14 protein-coding genes are annotated in these 15,872 nt (G+C 68.4%); 9 read left to right on the forward strand and 5 right to left on the reverse strand.

Going from position 1 to position 15,872, the window contains the following annotated elements:
* Positions 1-81: 81 nt before the first annotated feature.
* Positions 82-231, reverse strand: a complete 150-nt coding sequence (locus ACQZ13_RS13105) for a hypothetical protein (RefSeq protein WP_431052556.1) — start codon at positions 229-231, stop codon at positions 82-84.
* Positions 232-453: 222 nt separating this feature from the next.
* On the opposite strand from ACQZ13_RS13105, the gene ACQZ13_RS13110 reads away from it, so the two are divergent.
* Positions 454-870, forward strand: a complete 417-nt coding sequence (locus ACQZ13_RS13110) for a hypothetical protein (protein ID WP_431052558.1) — start codon at positions 454-456, stop codon at positions 868-870.
* A 2-nt stretch (positions 871-872) separates the two neighbouring features.
* Here ACQZ13_RS13110 and ACQZ13_RS13115 read toward each other — a convergent pair whose 3' ends face one another.
* Together ACQZ13_RS13115 and ACQZ13_RS13120 are read right to left on the reverse strand one after the other, a co-directional pair.
* Positions 873-2,021 carry a PrpF domain-containing protein gene (locus ACQZ13_RS13115; protein WP_431053222.1) on the reverse strand — a complete coding sequence of 383 codons (1,149 nt, stop codon included), beginning with the start codon at positions 2,019-2,021 and terminating at the stop codon, positions 873-875.
* A 109-nt stretch (positions 2,022-2,130) separates the two neighbouring features.
* Positions 2,131-3,540, reverse strand: coding sequence for a PLP-dependent aminotransferase family protein (locus tag ACQZ13_RS13120; protein WP_088406776.1), 1,410 nt, complete (start codon positions 3,538-3,540; stop codon positions 2,131-2,133).
* A 159-nt stretch (positions 3,541-3,699) separates the two neighbouring features.
* Between ACQZ13_RS13120 and ACQZ13_RS13125 the strand changes: the two genes are divergently transcribed.
* Complete coding sequence (locus ACQZ13_RS13125; RefSeq protein ID WP_431052560.1) at positions 3,700-3,933, forward strand: hypothetical protein; 234 nt, start codon at positions 3,700-3,702, stop codon at positions 3,931-3,933.
* A gap of 52 nt (positions 3,934-3,985) precedes the next feature.
* On the opposite strand, the gene ACQZ13_RS13130 is transcribed toward ACQZ13_RS13125, so the two are convergent.
* Together ACQZ13_RS13130 and ACQZ13_RS13135 are read right to left on the reverse strand one after the other, a co-directional pair.
* Positions 3,986-5,104: an ABC transporter substrate-binding protein gene (locus ACQZ13_RS13130; RefSeq protein WP_431052562.1), complete on the reverse strand. Its 1,119-nt coding sequence runs from the start codon at positions 5,102-5,104 to the stop codon at positions 3,986-3,988.
* A 186-nt stretch (positions 5,105-5,290) separates the two neighbouring features.
* Positions 5,291-6,409 carry an ABC transporter substrate-binding protein gene (locus ACQZ13_RS13135; protein ID WP_431052564.1) on the reverse strand — a complete coding sequence of 373 codons (1,119 nt, stop codon included), beginning with the start codon at positions 6,407-6,409 and terminating at the stop codon, positions 5,291-5,293.
* A 278-nt stretch (positions 6,410-6,687) separates the two neighbouring features.
* On the opposite strand from ACQZ13_RS13135, the gene kdpF reads away from it, so the two are divergent.
* The 7 genes from kdpF to kdpE all read left to right on the forward strand — a co-directional run bounded on the left by kdpF (position 6,688) and on the right by kdpE (position 15,847).
* Complete coding sequence (gene kdpF / locus ACQZ13_RS13140; protein WP_421033877.1) at positions 6,688-6,777, forward strand: K(+)-transporting ATPase subunit F; 90 nt, start codon at positions 6,688-6,690, stop codon at positions 6,775-6,777.
* A 1-nt stretch (position 6,778) separates the two neighbouring features.
* Positions 6,779-8,572, forward strand: a complete 1,794-nt coding sequence (gene kdpA / locus ACQZ13_RS13145; RefSeq protein WP_431052566.1) for a potassium-transporting ATPase subunit KdpA — start codon at positions 6,779-6,781, stop codon at positions 8,570-8,572.
* A gap of 13 nt (positions 8,573-8,585) precedes the next feature.
* Entirely contained in the window at positions 8,586-10,679 is a 2,094-nt protein-coding gene (gene kdpB, locus ACQZ13_RS13150; RefSeq protein ID WP_431052568.1) for a potassium-transporting ATPase subunit KdpB, read from the forward strand.
* Positions 10,680-10,770: 91 nt separating this feature from the next.
* Positions 10,771-11,385 (forward strand): potassium-transporting ATPase subunit KdpC, encoded by a 615-nt coding sequence (gene kdpC, locus ACQZ13_RS13155; RefSeq protein WP_431053224.1) that lies wholly within the window; start codon positions 10,771-10,773, stop codon positions 11,383-11,385.
* A gap of 39 nt (positions 11,386-11,424) precedes the next feature.
* Positions 11,425-12,273 (forward strand): TorF family putative porin, encoded by an 849-nt coding sequence (locus ACQZ13_RS13160; RefSeq protein WP_431052570.1) that lies wholly within the window; start codon positions 11,425-11,427, stop codon positions 12,271-12,273.
* Positions 12,274-12,309: 36 nt separating this feature from the next.
* A complete protein-coding gene (locus tag ACQZ13_RS13165; RefSeq protein WP_431052572.1) occupies positions 12,310-15,129 on the forward strand; it encodes a DUF4118 domain-containing protein in 2,820 nt (939 codons plus the stop codon).
* 10 nt (positions 15,130-15,139) lie between these two features.
* Positions 15,140-15,847: a two-component system response regulator KdpE gene (gene kdpE, locus ACQZ13_RS13170; RefSeq protein ID WP_431052574.1), complete on the forward strand. Its 708-nt coding sequence runs from the start codon at positions 15,140-15,142 to the stop codon at positions 15,845-15,847.
* The last annotated feature ends 25 nt before the right edge of the window (positions 15,848-15,872 follow it).

Raw genomic sequence — 15,872 nt, forward strand, 5'->3', positions numbered from 1 at the left:
TGAAAATGGCGGTCGATCTTATTCGGCGTCAGAGTGGTGCGGGAGTGTCGTTGCAGTTCCACCGACGCGCCATAGAGTGGATCAGACCTGCCGAACAGCATTTGGGTGCCAGGTCATGCGCGACGTTCCGGGGACCAGCGTGGTCGCGGCCAGGAAGCCGCCGCCCGACACCGCCAGCGACGAATGCGTCGTCTGAGGCGTGAAGTACCGGTCGATGGATGGGTGGAACACCCGGCGATGGAGAGCCGCGCAAAGGCGAGGCATAGTGTCTCCATGGCTGGGAGCCTGGCAGCGCCTGATGGCGCTGGTAACTCCAGCCGATGACCACCATCAATCCAGACAATTTCGCAGGTCGGCCTGACACAAAGCCTGCTCAAATGTCCGGCAAAGTCCGCCAAAGACCAACGTAGGAGCGGCGGCAAGCATGCAAAGGGCCGCGCAAGGAACCGCCAAATGACCATGAAAATCAAGCATGACGATGATCACACCGTCGAGGTGCTCGACGAAGTCGGGATGACTTTCATGGCGCTTGTCACCCATCGCTTGAACACCGCGCTTCGCGCGAATGGTGTCTCCGCTTCAGAACAGAGGCAGGAGATCTGCGCTCAGTTCATGTTCGGCCTCTCCTATGAGCTCGATGCCGGTTGGTTTCAAGAGGGTGAAACTCACTTCTTTCCAAAGGTTTGCTTTCTCGAGCGGGCCAAGCCGCAGCCGGATGAGAACCTTGGTGAAGTTGAGGTTGCGCACATCCCGAACGAGGCTTCCTCATGGCACGAATACGCGCACGGCGTTGTATCGGACTACTTCGAGAATGACGAGTCGCTCGTCCCTCCGATCCCCACAGGCTCCTACCAAAACGGGAACGAGTGAAGTCAGCCCCCAGCGACTTGCCTAAGCGCACGTTGCAGTTCAACCGAAGCGCCATAGACCGGCGCAAACCCGCTGAGCAACACTTGAGCGCTGCGCTGATAGGCCGCAGATTCGATGTCGAGCTGACCATCTCGAAGCGCTGCAACCACCGTGGTCGACAGCACCCCGGCGGGATTCTCGATGTCGACACCGATCTCGGTGAAAGAGGCCGAAGCCTGCTTGGGTGCCAGGTCATGCGCCACGGATCCGGGGATCAGCGTGGCCGCGGCCAGACAGCAGCCGCCCGACACCGCCAGCGACGAATGCACCGTCTGCGGCGTGAAGTACCGAACCGCCAGGTCAGCCCCGACGGTAGACGCGCTGATGATGCAGACCTTGGGAATGGTTTCGCTCAGCAGCAGCTCCTGCGCCGTCATCGGCTGACCGTCCTTGCGGCGGAGCTGCATCTTCAGGCCCGCTTCGACCCAGATCTCCCGCAGGCGCTGCATCAGCGCGACGTCGGCTGCCAGCTCACGCGTGGACTCGTGTCCGGTCTTTCCCAGATCGACTGCGGGAATGATGACCATGGGGACTGCGACATCCACGCAGCTCGCGCGCACGCCCTGGAAGACATCGACCGCTTGACCCGTCGGAAGGAGGGCGCCTGTCTTCGCGCCCGCAGGCCGATGCAGGAACAGGTTCACTGCGGGGTGTCGACCCATCACGCCGGGGATCTCGCCGGCGGCGAAGGTCCCGTCCGGCTCGATCACCATGCGCGACGTCGTCAGGACGCCGGTGTTGGTGTTCAGGATGTCCAGCTCGATCTTGCCGGCGTCCGGTCGGCTCACCAGCCCCGTGTCCAAGGCCCAGAGCTGCAGCGCCGACGACATGTTCCCGCAGTTCACGCTCCAGTCGATGCGGCCGTGGTCGGACGCCAGTTGCGCGAGCGTGCTGATCAGACGAGGCGCATCGCTCCCTTCTTCCAGCGAGGCGAAGAAGACCTTGTTGCTCGTCGCGGGACCGCGACCCAAGCCCGTGATCTGCCGATTGCCAGGCCATTCGCCCGACAGCGGAACGCCCATCAGATGACGCAGCAGCTCCTCACGGAGTTCGAGTTCCTTCGGAGCGATGTCGTCCCAGATCACCAGCCCGGTGGACGTGCCGCCGCGCATGTGATGCACGGGGAATTCCCACGTGTGGCCGCGAAGGCGAGGGCGGGGAAGCTGTGTCATTGCGGATGGTTCTGGGTCGGCCCAGTGACGCGGAGGATCTCGTCAAACTCTAGCGCACGAGCACCTTGGCGATCTGCCCCAACGTCCTCAGAGCGCCCTCGACCTGCGGGTTGTCCGGATGCCCGAAGTTGAGCCTCAGGTGGTGCGTGAAACGGGGCTCGGCGGAGAACAGATGCCCCGGCGCGATGCTGATGTCATGGGACAGGGCGACCCGGTGCAACTCCAGCGCGTCGATCTGTTCGGGCAGCTCGACCCAGACGCAGTAGCCGCCCTCCGGTTGCGTGACGCGGGTGCCTTCGGGAAAGCTCTTCGCGATGGTCCTCAGTACCGCTTGCCGGTTCGTGACGAGCGCTTGCCGGAGCTGTCGAAGGTGCCGGTCGTAGCCGCCCCGGCTGAGGTACTCGCTCAGGCCCTCCTGCATCGGCACCGGCGTGGCCAGCGAGCTCATGAGCTTGCGACGGCTGACGTCCCGCGCGAACCGCCCCGCCGCCGCCCAGCCGACGCGGAACCCCGGCGCCAGCGACTTCGAGAACGAGCTGCAGTGCAGCACCAGGCCGCTCTTGTCCCAGCCCTTGGCGGGCCGCGGGCGCGAACCGAAGTACAGCTCGCCGTAGACGTCGTCCTCGATGAGCGGGATCTCGCGCTCGGCGAGCAGCGCCACCAGCGCCGCCTTGGCCGCATCGGGCATCAGGCTGCCCAGCGGGTTCTGGAAATTCGGCATCAGCCAGCAGGCCTTGACCGGATGGCGGTCGATGACGGCCGCCAGCGCCGCCACGTCGACGCCGGTGCGCGCATGGGTGGCCACTTCGACCGCCTTGAGCCCGCGACGTTCCAGCGCCTGCAGGGCGCCATAGAAGGTCGGGGATTCGATGGCGACAAGGTCGCCCGGCTTCGTGACTGCTTCCAGGCAGAGGTTGAGGGCTTCCATCGCGCCGTTGGTCACGACGATCTCGTCCGCGTCGACCTTGCACCCCGCGCCCAGGTAGCGCAGGCCGATCTGGCGCCGCAGTTCCGCGCTGCCCGGGGACAGGTCCTCGACCGTGCGCCACGGGTCCAGCCCGCGCGTGGCCTTGCCGAGCGCCAGTGCCAGCTTGTCCAGCGGGAACAGGGTCGGGCTCGGGAACGCCGAGCCCAGCGGCACCACGGCCCGGTTGCGCGACAGCCCGAGCACCTGGAACACCAGCTCCGAGACCTCGACGCTGCGCTCTTCGGCCAGCGGGTCCGATGCGTGGGGCTCGGGGTGCGGGATCGCCGCCTGGCTGACGAAGTAACCGGACCGCGGCCGCGCCTCGATCAGGCCGCGGGCTTCCAGCAGGTAGTAGGCCTCGAAGACCGTGGAGGGGCTGACGCCGCGGTCCTTGCTCGCTTCGCGGACCGAGGGCAGGCGGTCGCCAGGCCGCAACTGGCCCGAGGCGATGGACGCCGCCAGATCATCTGCAAGGGCTTCGTAGCGCTTCATGAGGAGGATGCTGATATGGCCTGTCGCGTGGAACGACTGCACTGTATCGGCTAGCTCCCGGCCACCGTGATTTCCCTCTCAATCGCCCATCTGATCCGGTGTTTTTACAGGAATCTGAATCTGTATTTATCAGGCCGGCGGGAGCACAGTCTCACCATCATGGAATGGGTCCCCACACTCTTCATCGCCTTCAAGGGCACCGTGCTGTGCATCGGCATGTTCTACGCCGTCAAGTGGCACTACGACCAGGGCAGGAAGAACGGCGTGGAGAAGCAGCGCGCGGTGCTCCGCGCGTGCGCCAAGCTGGTCGGCATCTTCCTGGTGCTCGCCGTGGTCCTGTTGGTCCTGACCTTCGTCGTCGGCAAGTGGCTGGGGCTGGATCTGAACTTCTGACGAAGGGAAGGTCCTGCAAGGGGCGCAGATGCAGTGCCCGTTCAGTGCTGGCTCAGCGCCGCACCTTCCCGTCATCCGTCAGGATGGTCATGTCCACGTACCGCGAGCCGGCGTGCTTCTGTCCCGAGAAGCTGAGGAAGAAGCCGCCCAGGTCGAGCTGGCTCTGCGCTTCCAGGCCGTTGATGATGTTGGACGGCGTCGGGTCGTTGCCGGCGCGCTTGAGGCCTTCCACCATGGTCTTGGCGGCGATGAAGCCTTCCATGCCGGTGTAGCTCGGCTCCGACTTGGCGGCCTTCACGCGCTGCAGGTACTCGCCGGCGATCGGCGTCAGGCCCGAGAACGGGAAGGGCACGACCTGCGACACGACCACGCCGCGCGCGTCCTTGCCCAGCTCCGACGCCAGCGCCTGCGCGCCCACGAACGAGAAGTTGTAGAAGTTGCCCAGGAAGCCGGTCTTGCGCGCGCCCCGGATGAAGGCCGCGCAGGACTTGTAGGCCGCGACTTGCACGATGCACTCGGGCTTGCCCGCCATCACCGACGTCAGCGACGCCGCCACGTCCACCGAATTGCGCTCCACCGTGCCCTGCGACACCGGGGCCAGGTTGTGCTGCTTGAGGGCTGCGGTCACCGCCGCCAGGCCGGCCTGGCCGTAGGCGTCGTTCTGGAAGAACACCGCCACGCGCGTGATGCCCACCGAGGTGATCTGCTTGACGATCTCCATCGCCTCGTCGTTGTAGGACGCGCGGATGTGGAACAGGAACCGGTTGAACGGCGCGCGCAGCGCTTCAGCGCCGGTGAAGGGCGCGACCAGCGGGATCTTCGCGGCCGTCAGCAGCGGCACCGCCGCCAGCGTCGTGGGCGTGCCCACGTAGCCGAACAGCGCGTTGACGCCGTCCTCGATCAGGCGGCGCGTGTTGGCCGCGCAACGCTCCGGCTCGTAGCCGTCGTCCATGCTGCGCAGCTCGATGCGACGCCCGCTCACGCCGCCGCGCTGGTTGACCTGGTCGAAGACCAGCATCGCGCCTTCCTTGAACTGCTCGCCCAGCTCCTTCGCAGGACCGCTGAACGGCGCGGATTGGCCCAGCAGGATGCGCGAGTTGTCGGCGAAGGCAGGCAGGCTGCCGGCGCCCGCGAGGGCGGCGAAGTTCTGGAGCAGGTGGCGGCGGTTCATGGCGGGAAGACGTCCTGGCACTTCTGGAAAACCCGCGATCTTCCCCGAACGCGGTGACCAGACGTGTATGCAGTAGCCACATCGCCTGCTTATCCGTATTGACCGTGGACAACTTCACAGCGCTTTCACATTGAAACATGAACCCCCGAGCTCAGGGGTTGATCGTCCACCGGCGCTCCCGCGCCGTCAGCGCATCACCTTCCCGTCCTCCGTCAGGATGGTCATGTCCACGAACCGGGACCCGGCGTGGCGCTGGTTGGAGAAGCTGATGAAGAACCCGCCCAGGTCGAGCTGGTTCTGCGACTCCAGGCCGCTGACGATGCTCGCCGAGGTCGGCCCGCTGCCCGCACGGCGCAGGCCTTCCACCATCGTCCTCGCGGCGATGAAGCCCTCCATGCCGGTGTAGCTCACCTCCGCCTTCGCGGCCTTGGCGTGCTGGAGGTAGTCCCCCGCCAGCGGCGTCAGCCCGTGGAAGGGGAAGGGCACGACCTGCGACACCACCACCCCGCCGGCGTCCTTGTGCAGGTCGGTCGCCAGCGCCTGCGAGTCCACGAACGAGAAGCTGTAGAACGCTCCCCGGTAACCGGTCCGGCGCGCCCCCCGGATGAAAGCCGCGCAGGACTTGTGCGCCGCCATCTGCACGATGCAGTCGGACTTGCCCGCCATGACCGCGTGCAGCGGCGCGATGATGTTGTCGGAGTGGCGTTCCACCATGCCCTGCGATACCGGGGTCAGGTCGTGCAGCTTCAGCGCCGAGCTCAAGGCCTCGAGGTCCGCCTGACCGTAGGCATCGTTCTGGAAGAACACCGCCACGCGCCGGCTGCCCACCGAGGTGAGCTGCTTGACGATCTCCGCCGCCTCGTCGTTGTACGACGCGCGGATGTGGAAGAGGTAGCGGTTGAAGGGCGCGTGCAGCGCGTCCGCGCCGGTGAGCGGCGCCACCAGCGGGACCTTCGCCGCCGTCAGCACCGGTACCGCCGCCAGCGTCGTGCGCGTGCCGACATAACCGAACAGCGCCTGGGCGCCGTCCTCGATCAGGCGCCTCGTGTTGGCCGCGCAGCGTTCGGGGTCGTCGCCGTCGTCCAGGCTGCGCAGCTCGATGTGCCGCCCGTGCACGCCGCCGCGCTGGTTGACGGCATCGAAGACCAGCATCGCGCCGGCCTTGAACTGGTCGCCCAGGTCCTGGGACGGGCCGCTGAAGGGCGCGGACTGACCCAGCACGATGCGGGGCACCTCGCCGAAGGCGGACAGGCTGCGCGCCCCCGTGAGGGCGGCGACGCTCTGGAGCAGATGACGCCGGTTCATGAGGATCCCCTCCGTCGTTGACCTCGGCCAGGACTACTTTAGGCTGTACGACAAGACGGTTTCAAGGACTGTTCTTGATGAAATCTTGATACCCCCGTTCCGAGCTTCTACGGCCCCTTGAGGCCGTCGTTCCTAGAGTCCATCCATCCCATCCCGCCCTCAATCGAGAGGGCATGGGACCGCAAAAAAATGGATGCACTCTTTCTCGGATTGAGCGTCGTGCTGTTCCTCGTGGCGGTGGGCCTGGCCGTGGCCAGCCATCGTCTGGAGGCCAAGCCATGAGCACGCTCTACTGGCTGACCGGACTGATCTCCGCCGGTCTGTTCGTCTATCTCCTGGTCGCCCTGTGGCGGGCGGAGGAGTTCTGACATGACGAACCTCGCCTGGGCCAACCTGGCCCTCTACCTCGTCGTCACGCTGCTGCTGGCCTGGCCGCTCGCGCGCTGGATCACGGCGCTCGCCAAGGGGCAGATGCCCGGATGGATCGCCGCGATCGAGCGGCCGATCTTCCGCCTCGCCGGCGTCAGGCCCGAAGAGGGCATGGGCTGGAAGCAGTACGCGATCGCGCTGCTGATCTTCAACTTCATCGGCGTCATCGCCGTCTACGCGCTGCAACGCCTGCAGGGCGTGCTGCCGCTCAACCCGCAGGGAATGGGCGCGATCAGCCCGGACTCGTCCTTCAACACCGCCATCAGCTTCGTCGCCAACACCAACTGGCAAGGCTACGGCGGCGAGTCGACGATGAGCTACCTCACGCAGATGCTCGCGCTGACGGTGCAGAACTTCCTGTCCGCCGCCACCGGCATCGCGGTCGTGTTCGCGCTGATCCGCGGCTTCGCCTCGCGCCTGTCCGGCCACGTCGGCAACTTCTGGGCCGACTTGACCCGCTGCACGCTGTGGCTGCTGCTGCCGCTGTCCCTCGTGTTCGCGGTCGTCTTCGTCCAGCAGGGCGTGATCCAGAACTTCGACGGCTACCGCACCGTGCAGACCGTCGAGGCGCAGGATTACCAGACGCCCAGGCTCGGCGCCGACGGCCAGCCGCTGAAGGACGCCAAGGGCGAGCCCGTGATGGAGCACCAGCACACGCAGGAGCAGTCGCTCGCGATGGGTCCGGTCGCGTCGCAGGAAGCCATCAAGATGCTGGGCACCAACGGCGGCGGCTTCTTCAACGCCAACTCCGCGCATCCGTACGAGAACCCGACGCCGTTCACCAACCTGCTGCAGATCGTCGCGATCTTCGTGATCCCGGCCGCGTTGTGCCTGAGCTTCGGGCAACTGGTCGGCGACCGCCGCCAGGGCGCCGCGATCCTGGCCGCGATGAGCGTGATGTTCATCGTCGGCGTGCTGATCGCCACGCCCGCCGAGCAGGCCGGCAATCCGCTGGTGGCCGCGCAGGGCGTCGACATCCAGGCCACCGAGCTCCAGGCCGGCGGCAACATGGAAGGCAAGGAGACGCGCTTCGGCATCAGCGCCAGCTCGCTCTTTGCCGTCGTGACCACCGCCGCGTCCTGCGGTGCGGTCAACGCGATGCACGACAGCTTCACCCCGATCGGCGGCGCCGTGCCGCTGGTGATGATGCAGCTGGGCGAGGTGGTCTTCGGCGGCGTCGGCACCGGCCTGTACGGCATGCTGATCTTCGCGATCCTGGCCGTCTTCATCGCCGGCCTGATGATCGGCCGCACGCCCGAGTACCTCGGCAAGAAGATCGAGCCCTTCGAGATGAAGATGAGCGCCGTGGCCATCCTCGTCACGCCGATCGTCGTGCTGGCGGGCACCGCCATCGCGGTCCTGGCCGACGCGGGCAAGGCCGGCGTCGCCAACCCCGGCGTGCACGGCTTCAGCGAGATCCTCTACGCCTTCACCTCGGCGGCCAACAACAACGGCAGCGCCTTCGCCGGGCTGTCCGCCAACACGCCGTTCTACAACACGCTGCTCGGCATCGCGATGTGGCTCGGCCGCTTCCTGGTCATCGTCCCCGTGCTGGCCATCGCCGGCAGCCTGGCCGCCAAGAAGCGCATCCCCGTCGGCGAGGGCACCTTGCCCACCCACGGCCCGCTGTTCGTCGTCCTGCTCATCGGCACCGTCCTCCTGGTCGGCCTGCTGAACTACGTGCCCGCGCTCGCGCTGGGTCCCGTCGTCGAGCACCTGATGCTCTGGAAGTGATTCGGAGCCCGTCATGAAGAATCAATATTTCGATCCCGCGCTGGTGAAACCTGCGATCGCGCAGTCCTTCGCCAAGCTCACGCCCGCCGTGCAGCTGCGCAACCCGGTGATGTTCGTCGTCTACGCCGGCAGCATCCTCACCACCGGCCTGTGGCTGGCGAGCTTCGCCAGGCCCGAGCTGGCCGGTGCCGAAGGCCCCGGCTTCATGCTCGCGATCGCGCTGTGGCTGTGGTTCACCGTGCTGTTCGCCAACTTCGCCGAGGCGCTGGCCGAAGGCCGTTCCAAGGCGCAGGCCGCCTCGCTGCGCGGCCTCAAGAGCAAGACCTGGGCGAAGAAGCTGGAGACCCCGCGTCACGGCTCGTCCTGGCATCCGGTGGCATCGGAAGAACTGCGCAAGGGCCACGTCGTGCTGGTCGAGGCCGGCGACCTGGTGCCGCTGGACGGCGAAGTCATCGAAGGCGTCGCCTCGGTCGACGAGAGCGCCATCACCGGCGAATCCGCGCCGGTGATCCGCGAATCGGGTGGCGACTTCTCCGCCGTCACCGGCGGCACGCGCGTGCTCTCGGACTGGGTCGTCGTGCGCATCGCCGTCAACCCGGGCGAGGCCTTCCTCGACCGCATGATCGCGATGGTCGAGAGCGCCAAGCGCCAGAAGACGCCCAACGAGATCGCGCTGACCATCCTGCTGGTCGCGCTGACGCTGGTCTTCCTGGTCGTCACCGTGACGCTGCTGCCGTATTCGCTGTTCGCGGTCGAGGCGGCCGGCGCCGGCACCGTGGTGTCCATCACCGCGCTCGTGTCGCTGCTGGTGTGCCTGATCCCGACCACCATCGGCGGACTGCTGTCGGCCATCGGCGTGGCCGGCATGAGCCGGCTGATGCAGGCCAATGTGATCGCGACCTCCGGCCGCGCGGTGGAAGCCGCCGGCGATGTCGACGTGCTGATGCTCGACAAGACCGGCACCATCACGCTGGGCAACCGCCAGGCCAGCGCCTTCCTGCCGGCCCCGACGCTGCAGGAGCAGCTGCTGGCCGACGCGGCGCAGCTCGCCTCGCTGGCCGACGAGACGCCGGAAGGCCGCTCCATCGTCGTGCTGGCCAAGCAGCGCTTCAACCTGCGCGAGCGCGAGCTGGCGACGCTGCAGGCGCACTTCGTCCCGTTCACCGCGCAGACGCGCATGAGCGGCGTCGACTTCGGCGATCCCGAGCACCCGAAGCGCCAGCTGCGCAAGGGGGCGGTGGAGGCGATCCGTCGCTTCGTCGAGCTGCACGGCGGCCAGATGCCCGCGCAGGTCACCGCGGTGGCCGAGGAAGTCGCGCGCCGCGGCAGCACGCCGCTGGTCGTGGCCGACCTCAGCGACGGCCAGGCCCGCGTGCTGGGCGTGGTCGAGCTCAAGGACATCGTCAAGGGCGGCATCAAGGAACGCTTCGCACAGCTGCGCCGGATGGGCATCCGCACGGTGATGATCACCGGCGACAACCGCCTCACCGCCGCGGCGATCGCGGCCGAAGCGGGGGTCGACGACTTCCTCGCCGAAGCCACGCCCGAAGCCAAGCTCAAGTTGATCCGCGACTACCAGGCCGAAGGCCGCCTGGTGGCGATGACCGGCGACGGCACCAACGACGCCCCCGCGCTGGCGCAGGCCGACGTGGCGGTGGCGATGGCCAGCGGCACGCAGGCCGCGAAGGAGGCCGGCAACATGGTCGACCTCGATTCGAATCCGACCAAGCTGCTGGAGATCGTCGAGACCGGCAAGCAGCTGCTGATGACGCGCGGCTCGCTGACGACCTTCTCCATCGCCAACGACGTGGCGAAGTACTTCGCCATCATCCCGGCGATGTTCCTGGGCGTATATCCGCAGCTGGCGGCGCTCAACGTGATGGGCCTGCACAGCCCGTCGTCCGCCATCCTGTCGGCCGTCATCTTCAACGCGCTGATCATCGTCGCGCTCATCCCGCTGGCGCTCAAGGGCGTCGCCTACCGGCCCATCGGCGCGGCCGCGCTGCTGCGTCGCAACCTGTGGATCTACGGCCTCGGCGGCCTGATCGTGCCCTTCGCGGGCATCAAGGCGATCGACCTGCTGCTGGTCGCGCTCCACCTCGTGTGACGCGGAGGACTTCATCATGACACGCACCCCATCCACCTCGACGTCGACCTCGGCGTCGACTTCAACGTCGACCGCTCATTCGCCGCTGCGCATGCTGCGCCCCGCGCTCGTCGGCTTCGTGCTGCTGAGCGCCGTCACCGGCCTGCTGTATCCGGCGCTGGTGACCGGCGTCGCCAAGACCATGTTCCCGTTCCAGGCCGAGGGCAGCCTCCTCCTGCACGACGGCAAGGTGGTCGGCTCCGAGCTGATCGGCCAGAACTTCTCCTCGCCGCGCTACTTCTGGGGCCGTCCGTCGGCGACCGGTCCCATGGCCAACAACGCCACCGGCTCCAGCGGCTCCAACCAAGGGCCGACCAACCCCGCGCTGGTCGACGCCGTGAAGGGCCGCATCGAAGCGCTCAAGGCCGCCGATCCGGGCAACACCGCGCCGGTGCCGGTCGACCTCGTGAGCGCCTCCGCCAGCGGTCTGGATCCGCACATCAGCATGGCCGCGGCGCGCTACCAGACGGCCCGCGTGGCCCGCGAACGCGGCCTCCCGGTCGAGGCCGTCCAGCGCCTCATCCAGGCCAACACCGAGGCCCGCGATCTTGCCGTCCTCGGCGAGCCGCGCGTCAACGTGCTCAAGCTCAACCTGGCACTGGACAAGGTGTCGGGACGCAAGGCGGAGGTGCCGCCGGCCGCGTCGGCCTCCGCGCCGACCGCATAAACGGAACGACAAACCCAACTCAAGCAGTTCACGCAGTTCATGAAAACCCGTCTTCTCTCGCTGTTCCTGATCTCCTCCTGCTTCCTGCACGCCGCCGCGCGTGCCGAAGGCGAAGCGCCGGTCGCCACGTCGGCGCCGACGCCCGAGCACACCTTCACCGGCAATGTCGGCTTCGTCAGCGACTACCGCTTCCGCGGCATCAGCCAGACCTGGAAGCGTCCCGTCGTGCAGGCCGGCTTCGACTACAGCCACAGCAGCGGCCTGTACCTGGGCACCTGGGCGTCCACCGTCTCGGGCAACAGCTACAACAACGGCGCCGGCATGGAGTGGGACCTCTACGGCGGCTACAAGCTGCCGGTGACCGACGCCGTCACGCTGGACGTCGGCGCGCTGGCCTACGTCTATCCGGGTGCGCGCCTGAACGCGGCGCCCGGCCAGCCGACCTCGAACAAGTACGACAACGTCGACCTCTACGCCGCCGTCACGGCGGGCGCGTTCTCGGCCAAGCTGTCGGTCGCCGCGACCGACTACTTCGGCCTGGACGGCGGGACCGCCGGCTACGCCTACTTCAACGCGCTGCCGGCCAGGGGCTCGTCCAAGGGCACGGCCTACCTCGACCTGAACTACGGCTTCGAGCTGGGGCAGGGCTTCAACGCCGGCGTGCACCTCGGCCACCTCTGGGTGCGCAAGTACGGCGATCTCTCCTACACCGACTGGAAGCTGTCCGTGACCAAGGAGATGAAGCAGCTCGGCGGTCTGACGCTGGGGCTGGCCGTTGTCGGCACCGACGCGGACAAGGCGCTGTACCAGGCGGGCGATTCGGCGGCTGCACGCGCGAAGCGCCTGGGCGATACCGGCGTGGTGCTGAGCGTCTCCAAGACGTTCTGATGTGGCCTGAGCCCCTGACAGGGAGAGAATCGCCGGATGCCGAGCGCCGCAGACGAAAGACCTGACCCCGACAACCTGCTGGCGCAGATCCGCCAGCAGGAGGCGGCACAGTCGCGCGGCCGGCTGCGCATCTACTTCGGCGCGTCGGCCGGCGTGGGCAAGACCTTCGCGATGCTGCAGGCGGCGCGCCATCTGGCCGACCAGGGCCGCGCACCGCTGATCGGCGTCGTCGAGACGCACGGGCGCGCCGACACGGCCGCGCTGCTCGACGGGCAGCCGCCGCTGCCTCGGCTGCCGCTGCGCCAGGTCGACCACCGCGGCCGCGCGCTGCCGGAGTTCGACCTCGACGGCGCGCTCGCGCGCCTGAAGGACCAGCCCGACGCGCTGATCCTCGTCGACGAGCTGGCCCATTCCAACGTCGCCGGCTCGCGGCACCCGAAGCGCTGGCAGGACGTCGAGGAACTGCTCGCCAACGGCATCAGCGTCTACACGACGGTCAATGTCCAGCACCTGGAGAGCCTCAACGACGTCGTCGGCGGCATCACCGGCGTGCGCGTGCAGGAGACGCTGCCCGACACCTTCTTCGACCGCGCGGACGAGGTCGTGCTGGTCGACACGCCGGCCGACGAGCTGCTCGCGCGCCTGAAGGCCGGCAAGGTCTACCAGGGCGCGCAGGCCGAGCGCGCCGGCCAGCATTTCTTCCGCAAGGGCAACCTCATGGCGCTGCGCGAGCTTGCGCTGCGCCGCACCGCCGACCGCGTCGAGGACGACGTGCAGGCGTGGCGCAGCAACGAGCGCATCGCGCCGGTGTGGAAGACCGAGGCCGCGATCCTGTGTGCGATCGGCCCCGGCGACGAGGCCGAATCGATCGTGCGCAGCGCCGCGCAGCTCGCGCAGCAACTGGCGGTGAGCTGGCATGCGGTGCATGTCGAGACGCCGGCGCTGCATCGGCAGTCCGACGCGCGCCGCGAACGCACGCTGCGCGTGGTGCGGCTGGCGCAGGACCTCGGCGCGGCGACGGCCGTGCTGGCCGCGCAGGACCCCGCGCAGGCGCTGGCCGACTATGCGCGCCAGCACAACCTGTCCAAGCTGCTGATGGGGCGGGGCGCGCCAGCGGCGTCCGCGTCCTCGTCTTCGTTGTCGTTCTCGTCGTTGCGGCGCTGGGGCAGTCGCGACCTGGCGGCCCACCTGGGCCGTGCGGCGCCGGAGCTCGACCTGATCCAGGTGGGCGCGTCGGCCACGCAGCGCAGCAGCGAGGACGACCCCGGTCCGACCCTGGGGGCCGCGCCGCGCCGCTACCTCTGGGCGACGCTGGCCTGCGTCGGCGTCGCCGTGGCCTGCTGGCCGTTGTCGCACCGCATCGCCAACGACAACATCGTCATGCTGTTCCTGCTCGGCGTGGTGGGCGTCGCCATGCGCTGGGGACGCGGACCGGCGGTGCTGGCGAGCTTCCTCAGCGTCGCGCTGTTCGACTTCCTCTTCGTCGCGCCGCGGCTGAGTCTGGCGGTCAGCGACGTGCAATACGTGATCACCTTCGTCGTGATGCTGGCGGTGGGCCTGATCACCGGGCAGCTGACGGCGGGGCTGCGCTACGAGGCGCGCGTGTCCTCGGAGCGCGAGGCGAGGGCGCGCGGTCTCTTCGAGCTCACCCGCGAGCTGGCCGGCGCGCTGCAGACCGAGCAGGTCGTCGCGACGGCGGAGTTGCAGCTGGCGCAGCAGTTCGGCGGACGGGCGTTGCTGCACGTGCTCGACGACGAGGACCGGCTGCAGCCGTCGCCGACGGAGCAGACGCTGGCGATGGGCGAGCGGCCCGATGCCGGCACCGCGCGCTGGGCGCTCGATCACGAGCAGGCCGCCGGCCTGGGCACCGACACGCTGCCGGGCAGTCACTGGTTCTACCTGCCGCTGCGCGCGCCGATGCGCACGCGCGGCGTGCTCGCGCTGCGGCCGGGCGACGCGCAGACGCTGATGCTGCCGGAGCGCCGCGCGCAGCTGGAAACGGCCGCGCGCATCGCGGGGCAGGCGCTGGAGCGCGTGCACTACGTCGAGGTCGCGCAGCAGGCGCTGCTGCAGATCGAATCGGAGCGGCTGCGCAACTCGCTACTGTCCGCGTTGTCGCACGACCTGCGCACGCCGCTGGCGGCGTTGCAGGGCTTGGCCGAAACACTGACGAAGCGCCCGCTCGATCCCGATGCCGCCGAGACCGCGCACGCGATCGAGCAGCAATCGCTGCGCATCAACGCGATGGTGCACAACCTGCTGGACATGGCGCGGCTGCAGAGCGGCGCGCTCAAGCTCAACCGGCAGTGGCAGCCCGTGGACGAGGTCATCGGCACCAGCCTGCAGCTGACGGGCGCGACGCTGGCGCGGCACCGCGTGGTGCTGGACGTGCCCGCGACACTGCCGATGGTGGAGCTGGACGCGGTGCTCATCGAGCGCGTGCTGGTCAACCTGCTGGAGAACGCCGCGAAGTACACGCCGCCGGGGAGCGAGATCCGCGTGATCGCCCGCACGCACGGCGTGGCCGTGAGCGGCCAGGGCGGCGATGTCGTCGAGCTCGGTGCCCCGGGGGATCAGGGCGAGATCCGCCTGTCCGTCGAGGACAACGGCCCCGGCCTGCCGCTGGGCCGGGAGGAGGCGCTGTTCGAGAAATTCACGCGCGGCCATGCCGAGTCGCCCCTGCCCGGCGTGGGGCTGGGCCTGGCGATCTGCCGTGCCATCATGCAGGCCCACGGCGGGCGCATCTGGGCCGAGCGCGCGACGCCGCAGGGCGGGGCGCGCTTCAGCCTGGCGCTGCCGCTGGGGCAGCCGCCGGCGCTGCCGGCCTTCGACGAAGACAGGGAATTCCAACCGTGAGCGTCCGATCGTGAACGAACTGCAGGCCAGCGTCGTCCCCGTGGCATTGATCGTCGAGGACGAAACCAACATCCGCCGCTTCGTGCGCCTGGCGCTGGAGGGCGAGGGCTGGGCCGTGCACGAGACCGGCACCCTGCGCCAGGGCCTGATCGATGCGGGGACGCGGCGTCCTGACCTGGTCATCCTCGACCTGGGCCTGCCCGACGGCGACGGCCAGGACTTCCTGCGCGACCTGCGCGCATGGTCCGCGGTGCCGGTGATCGTGCTCTCGGCGCGAGGCGCCGAGGACGACAAGATCGCGGCGCTCGACCACGGCGCCGACGACTATCTGAGCAAGCCTTTCGGCGTCGGCGAACTGCTGGCGCGCGTGCGCGTCGCGCTGCGGCGCAGCCAGGCGCGGTCCAGCGAACAGCAGGACCCGGCCTTCCGCTTCGGCGAGGTCGAGATCGACCTGGCCGCGCGTCGCGTGCGCCGTTCCGGCGAGGACGTGCACCTCACGCCGATCGAGTACCGCCTGCTCAGCCACCTGATCGGCAACGCCGGCAAGGTGCTGACGCACCGGCAACTGCTCAAGGCGGTGTGGGGGCCGTCGCACGTGGAGCAGAACCACTACCTGCGCGTCTACATGGGCAACCTGCGCCAGAAGCTGGAGGCGGAGCCGGCCAGTCCGAAGCACCTGTTGACGGAGACCGGGGTGGGGTATCGGTTGATGCCTTGAAGCGGCCACGGGATTCGACCGACGT

This window comes from Roseateles sp. L2-2, from assembly GCF_050613215.1.
Taxonomy (GTDB): Bacteria; Pseudomonadota; Gammaproteobacteria; order Burkholderiales; family Burkholderiaceae_C; genus Roseateles; species Roseateles noduli.